The 1,491-nt window shown below is 62.1% G+C and carries 2 protein-coding genes; both read right to left on the minus strand.

Going from position 1 to position 1,491, the window contains the following annotated elements:
* A partial coding sequence (locus tag U873_RS37095; protein WP_218188945.1) for a hypothetical protein occupies positions 1-413 on the minus strand: 413 nt, incomplete at its 3' end.
* A 256-nt stretch (positions 414-669) separates the two neighbouring features.
* Positions 670-1,491: GyrI-like domain-containing protein (locus U873_RS0133900; RefSeq protein WP_025132462.1), on the minus strand; the 822-nt coding region annotated here is incomplete at its 5' end.

The raw sequence follows: 1,491 nt of genomic DNA on the forward strand, positions 1-1,491 counted from the left end.
CTAAACCCCACTATTACACCTCGCCCAAACCGGTACAGATTGCCGCCACCGCCACCTACTAGATCAACATCTTCAACCTGCAACTGGACGGCGAGAGCGAGCGCTTTCTGCTTGATAACAATTTGCTTCAGCAACTGGGCATGGGGTTGATCCGGCAGTGGGGCAACGTCAATCGTTACGCCGCCAGCAAGGACAGCGCCGCCTACCAACTGGAGGTGAATGCGGTGTACCAGCGCCGCCTCAGTGATTCCTAGGGCGGGCTGGTGTCGATGGTCGTCGATGACAATACGATCCTGGCCAGTGTGGATCTCGGCTACAAGGTCCAGGTCAAGCGCGGCGGCGCCGAGGTGCTGCATTTCGCTCAGGGGTGCAATGGATTGCAGCCTGCAGGGGCGGTGGGGCAGGTGCGTCATATGAAGACCATGCGGGGGCGATCACCAACAGCGGCAATTGGGGTGTGGAGAGCCTCTACATTCGCACTCTGTCTAAGTGCATCGTTGGCGATATCACGGCCCTTTCTTCGCGTTGAGTCGGTGTGTGCTGGGATTGTAGGAGCGAGCTTGCTCGCGATGAATTCGAGGGCGCCGCGTTCGGTCAGTAGCGGCGCGTTATCGTTGACGTTCTTCGCGAGCAAGCTCGCTCCTACAGGGGATCAACGGGCTTTTTTGGTTATAGCGCCTTCACTGGAATGCAGATCTCGCATTCCAGTTCACCGGTCGTTGCGTCGTAGTAGGCATCCGCCGGGTAGCGCTCGAATGCCGGGCGGGGGTCGAACTGCAGGCCGCTCTTGGGCAGCCAGTCGCGACATAGTTCGATCCAGGCATCGGCGATGTCCGGACCCAGGCCGCGGTAGTGGGCCACGGCATACAGGCCACCAGGTAGGGTGGTGACCACGGCGGGGGCGCTGGCCTTGAAGTCGTCGGGTACTTCGACGCAGGCGTCGTAGCGGCATTTTTCTGCGGGGGTAATGTCCGGGTCGTCGTGGCCGATGCCGTAGCGCACGCGGTTGATAAGCTGCTGTTCGAGCATCCAGGGCGCGGCGGTCTCGCGCCAGAACACACCAATGCCCGAACCGTAGGCGCCGATGCGGCGCAGGTAGGCCACGCGGGTGGCGGGCAGTTGTCGCAGGCTGACGTTCATCGTGGTTTCCTTCAGGTGAATGAAGGCGTCAGGATCGTCGAAAGCCGGAATGTGGGTCTGATCAGGATTGCTTAATTCGCGCAGGCGGCGTTCGCGGATGTCATCGAGGCGGCGGTGCCAGCGTTTCGGCTCGGTGTCGCGCCAGGTGCTGGGGGAGACCGAGAAGTGCTGCTTGAAGGCACGGGAAAACGCTTCGCCGGAACCGAAGCCGACCTCCAGGGCGATTTCCAGGATCGACGCCTGGCTTCGGCTGGCCAGGAGGTAGGCGCCGCAGGCCAGGCGTCGGCGACGCAGGTAGGCCCCCAGGGGTTCTCCGACCCAGGCGCTGAACAGGCGATGGAAGTGATAGGG

The sequence above is a fragment of the Pseudomonas sp. PH1b genome, assembly GCF_000633395.1.
In the GTDB taxonomy this organism is placed as follows: domain Bacteria; phylum Pseudomonadota; class Gammaproteobacteria; order Pseudomonadales; family Pseudomonadaceae; genus Aquipseudomonas.